Raw genomic sequence first — 4,661 nt, 5'->3', positions numbered from 1 at the left:
CCAGCCGGGTGGCCCAGACCCGGGGAGCAGGTCAGACGGCTTCGCCCGGGTAATCACGTCCGCAGCCACCTACACCTCGCTGGCAAACAGAGACATGACCGCCATAGATGCCGCGCACCCCCCGTATGCTGGTCTGCTCCGGCATCGCCGAGGCGACCGTCAGACCTTCAGCGCCTAGCAGAACCTGGAACCGAGGTGATGCCGTGTCGATTCCAGCGGCATGGCGAGACCTCTCCTTCCTGATGATCTGAAGGCCGCTCTTGCCGGCCGAGCGTCCCAAGCCCAAAGGTGGCCGACCGCGATTGCCGGACCGGGCGGCCTTGTCCGGAATCCTTCTGGTGCCGCGTTGGGGGCCCGCCTTGAGAGGTGCTGCCCAAGGAGGTGGGCAGCGGTTCGGGCATGACCTGCTGGCGGCGATTGCGGGAGTGGCAGGAAGCAGCGGTTTGGGATCGGCATCATCGTGTCCTGCTGGATCGGCCTTTGGCGAGCACGCGCTATCGATTGGCGTCGCGCGTGCCTCGACAACGCGTCCAAGGCGGCAAAAGAGGGGGCGAGAAGACCTACGTGGCCCCACGCACCGAGGCCGGCCGGGCTCAAAGAGACATGCTGTCACCGACGGTCAGGGTGTCCCGCTTGTCGTCCACCTCACGGCCGCCAACGTTCACGACCGTCGCATCCTCATGGACCTAATGGATGCGGTGCCGCCAATCCGGCAAGGGCGGGGGCGGCCCCGCAGGGGCCCGGCCAAGCTGCATGCCGACAAAGCCCATGATGCGCCCCGCTGCTGCGCGGCTCTGCGCCAGCGTCGGATCAAGGCCTGGATCGCCCGACCTGGGGTGGACAGCAGCGAGCGCCTAGACCGGCACCGCTGGGTGATGGAGCACACCTTGGCGTGATTCAGCCGTTTCCGTCGCCTCACCGTCCGTTACGAACTCAGGGCCGAGATCCACGAGGCGTTTCTCTCCCTCGCCGGCTTCGTAATCTGCCGGACTGTATCCGAAGTGGTTCTGTTACCAAGTTTTGGAGGTCGCATGCTCGGCATGACTCTCGGGGTTGCTCCTTGTCGATGCCTTGGCCTAAAAGACGCACATTCGACTGGACCCGGTGAAACTCCGGGTGGCTCTTCCGGCCGCCGATCCGCCGGACAACTGACAAGACCTGATCCGAGCTGCCGGCCGCCTTCAGAGGCTCAGGTCGGTCGGGCCTGCGTTGAACGTTGAACTCTCATGACCTCCCTTGATGCCTACCGCCAGGAATGGCTGGGCAACATTCGCGCCGACCTTCTTTCGGGGCTCGTCGTGGCGTTGGCCCTCATCCCCGAGGCGATCGCCTTTTCCATCATTGCGGGCGTGGATCCCAAAGTCGGGCTCTACGCCTCATTCTCCATTGCCGTCATCAGCGCCATCGCGGGCGGTCGCCCGGGCATGATCTCAGCCGCCACCGCCGCCACAGCCGTCTTGATGGTCACGCTTGTCCGCGACCACGGGCTGGAGTACCTGCTCGCCGCCACCGTGCTGGCAGGTCTTCTTCAGATCGGAGCGGGGCTCCTGCGGCTCGGCGCGGTCATGCGCTTCGTCTCCCGCTCGGTGATGACGGGCTTCGTCAACGCGCTCGCGATTCTGATCTTCATGGCCCAGCTGCCCGAGCTCGACCCGGCCCGTGTCGGTCTGCTGACTTACGCACTTGTGGCAGCCGGGCTGGGCATCATCTACCTTTTTCCACGCCTCACGAAGGCGATCCCATCGCCCCTCGTGACCATCATTGTCCTCACCGCGCTCACGCTCTTCATGGGCTGGGACGTGCGCACGGTGGGCGATATGGGGGAGCTCCCCGACACGCTGCCCGTCTTCCTGCTCCCGGACGTGCCTCTCAGCTTCGAGACGCTGACCATCATCTTTCCCTACTCCGCCGCCGTGGCCGTGGTGGGGCTCCTCGAGAGCCTGATGACCCAGAACCTCGTGGACGAGCTCACCGACACCACCTCGAGCCGCAACCAGGAGTGCATCGGCCAGGGGCTCGCGAACTTCGCCACCGGCTTCATCGGCGGCATGGCCGGCTGCGCTATGATCGGGCAATCGATGATCAACGTGAAGTCGGGCGGGCGCGGGCGGCTGTCGTGCTTCGTAGCCGGGGTGTTCCTCCTGATCCTGGTGGTGGGCCTCGGCGACTGGGTGAGCGTCATTCCCATGCCGGCACTGGTGGCCATCATGATCATGGTCTCGGTCGGCACCTTCTCCTGGTCCTCGCTCAAGGCGCTTCGGACGCACCCGGCCTCCTCCTCGATCGTGATGCTCGCCACGGTCGCGACCGTGGTCTGGACCCACAACCTCGCCATCGGGGTGCTGGTGGGGGTGCTCCTGTCGGGCATCTTCTTCGCGGCCAAGATCGCCCAGCTCTTCCGGGTGACCTCCACGCTCAGTTCCAACGGGCGCGAGCGGACCTATGTCGTCGAAGGTCAGCTCTTCTTCGCCAGCGTCGAAGATTTCCTGCGCGCCTTCGACTTCCGCGAGGCGCTGGAGCGGGTCACCATCGACGTTAGCCGCGCGCACATCTGGGACATCTCCTCGGTGGCCGCGCTCGACACGGCTGTGCTGAAGTTCCGCCGTGACGGGGCGGAGGTGCAGGTCGTGGGCCTGAACGAAGCCTCTGAAACCATCGTCGACCGCCTGGGCCAGCACGACAAGCCGGGCGCACTCGACAAGCTCATGGCGCATTGAGAGGGAGGACGCCCGCATGACCGACAAGATCCTCGCCCTGGTGGATGGCTCCATCTACTCCGAGAGTGTCTGCCATCATGCCGCTTGGGCGGCTGCGCGCCTCAACGCAGGGGTGGATCTCCTGCATGTGCTGGGCCGACGCGAGGTGCCGACGGGCGACCTTTCGGCCGCGCTGCGCCTAGGCGCCCGGACGGCACTCCTGGAGGACCTCGCGCAACTCGACGCACAACGTGCGAAGCTCGCGCAGGCCAAGGGTCGCGCCATCCTGGAGGACGCCAAGACGATCCTGGAGAAGGACGGCATCAGGCCCGTAACCGCACGCCTGCGCCAGGGCGACCTCTTGGAGGCGGTCGCGGTGTTGGAGCCGGAGGTCCGGGCTATCGTCATCGGCAAGCGCGGCGAGGCCGCCGACTTCGCCGCCGGGCACGTGGGCTCCAACCTGGAGCGCGTGGTGCGCAGCGTCCATGTGCCGGTGCTGGTGGCATGCCGCGCCTTCCGACCCATTGCCAGGGTGATCGTGGCGTTCGACGCCAGCCAGAGCGCCCGCAGAGCCATTGAGCGCATGGCCGGCAGCCCGGTGTTCCAGGGCCTTTCGGTCACCATGGTCCACGCGGGCGAGTCGAGCCGTGAGTTGCTGGCGCGCATGGACGAGGCGCGCGCGACGCTCGAGGCCGCAGGTCTTTCCGTGGCTTCCGAGGTTGTGAGCGGCGATCCGGAAGTGGCGCTGAGGCGCAAGGTCGAGACCGAGGGCTTCGATCTCCTCGTCATGGGCGCCTACGGACACTCCCGCATTCGCAACCTCATCATCGGCTCGACCACCACGGCCATGATCCAGGCCTGCCGCATCCCCGTGCTGCTCTACCGGTGAGGCATCGAGCAGTGGGTCCACCCTGCGGTGGCCTTCGCTAATCCGCTGGTTTTGATAGGTGCTCCTAACTGCTATAGAGCGAACAAAGCGGTCCCGCTGCAAAGCCTTTCATGATCTTCGCAACCAGGATCAACGCCGATCCGTCAGAAGGTGAACTTCACGTCCGCCGACGCTGCCGGAGGCCCATAAGCCCGGCAAGCGCCGCGCTCAAGAGTGGCAAGCTGGCCGGGAGCGGCACAGGGGCGGGAATGTCCGGTGACTTCAAATCCAGGCGGTTGACATAGAACTGCGAGCAAGGGTTGCCGCAGTTCGCGTACTTTCCCGGATCGATCGGCCATGGGACGGGTGTAAAGCCAATCAGTAGCGCGTCCAGATTCTGGAACTCGTCAGCAAACGTGTAGCGACCGGTCATCCCAATCTCAGCAAGATCGATCATCCTGAACGTGCTGGTCGCAATGATGCCGCCATCCCGGATGCCTTGGACTAGAACGTTGTCGTAGGTGTTGCTCTCGCAGGTCACTGTTTCGCCTGTGGTCAGGTCCTCTGTGCAGATCTGGTAGTTCCACCGGACCGGCGTAAAGTCGAAGCCCACGGCATCAAAGCGGCCCGTCATCGTGAAGGTCAGTTGCCGAGCGTAGGGCGTGCCGCCATCCGTCATGAGCCCTGTAACCCAACGGTCGCCAGCGTCGGCGGTGACGCCATCGGCGGTGTGGGTCGATGTCGTTCCCTCCGCGCCAATTATTGTCCATGTCGCAGCATCGGCCGCGCATGCCGTCGTCATGAGCGCCGCAGCGCCCAGCCATGCCTTCATGATGGTCTCCTGCGGCGCCCCCTGCGCCTCAACCGGAGAATGTGGCGGAATTGTGTTTCGAGTCCAGTGGTTTGTCACGGCTTGCTCGCCCTTGCTCGCGACCGTCTGGTGGACAATGCTCTGTCTGTTTTCCATAAGCCATCCGAGCAACTCCCTAGGTCAGGATTATAGAAGCAACGAGCTTGCGATCGGTTGGGCGTCATTGCGCAACGCTTGAGCGGAGGGGCTCGCGCAGGGCTTCGGGGCGTCCATCTGGGCGACCATG

General features: G+C 65.0%; 3 protein-coding genes, 1 pseudogene and 1 other annotated feature. Of the genes and pseudogenes, 3 read left to right on the top strand and 1 reads right to left on the bottom strand.

Annotated elements, in window-relative coordinates:
• Positions 1-220 precede the first annotated feature (220 nt).
• The 3 genes and pseudogenes from FHG71_RS22755 (at position 221) to FHG71_RS22745 (ending at position 3,585) form a co-directional block, all read left to right on the top strand.
• Positions 221-1,044, top strand: a pseudogene (locus tag FHG71_RS22755) (IS5 family transposase).
• Positions 1,045-1,094: 50 nt separating this feature from the next.
• Positions 1,095-1,150: a sequence feature (sul1 is cis-regulatory element that is thought to sense ions involved in sulfur or methionine metabolism; They are found in Alphaproteobacteria), on the top strand.
• 76 nt (positions 1,151-1,226) lie between these two features.
• Positions 1,227-2,717, top strand: coding sequence for a SulP family inorganic anion transporter (locus FHG71_RS22750; RefSeq protein ID WP_139084057.1), 1,491 nt, complete (start codon positions 1,227-1,229; stop codon positions 2,715-2,717).
• 16 nt (positions 2,718-2,733) lie between these two features.
• Positions 2,734-3,585 carry a universal stress protein gene (locus FHG71_RS22745; RefSeq protein WP_139084056.1) on the top strand — a complete coding sequence of 284 codons (852 nt, stop codon included), beginning with the start codon at positions 2,734-2,736 and terminating at the stop codon, positions 3,583-3,585.
• A gap of 157 nt (positions 3,586-3,742) precedes the next feature.
• Here FHG71_RS22745 and FHG71_RS22740 read toward each other — a convergent pair whose 3' ends face one another.
• Positions 3,743-4,396, bottom strand: a complete 654-nt coding sequence (locus FHG71_RS22740) for a VPLPA-CTERM sorting domain-containing protein (protein WP_139084054.1) — start codon at positions 4,394-4,396, stop codon at positions 3,743-3,745.
• Between the last annotated feature and the right edge of the window lie 265 nt (positions 4,397-4,661).

The sequence above is a fragment of the Rubellimicrobium roseum genome, assembly GCF_006152145.1.
Classification (GTDB): domain Bacteria; phylum Pseudomonadota; class Alphaproteobacteria; order Rhodobacterales; family Rhodobacteraceae; genus Rubellimicrobium; species Rubellimicrobium roseum.
The sequence above is the reverse complement of the archived record's forward strand: the minus strand, read 5'-3'. Positions and strand labels throughout refer to the sequence as shown.

Coding starts and splice junctions, on each gene's coding strand:
- FHG71_RS22750 (WP_139084057.1), top strand. CDS start 1,227: ATGACCTCCCTTGATGCCTACCGCCAGGAATGGCTGGGCAACATTCGC.
- FHG71_RS22745 (WP_139084056.1), top strand. CDS start 2,734: ATGACCGACAAGATCCTCGCCCTGGTGGATGGCTCCATCTACTCCGAG.
- FHG71_RS22740 (WP_139084054.1), bottom strand. CDS start 4,396: ATGAAGGCATGGCTGGGCGCTGCGGCGCTCATGACGACGGCATGCGCG.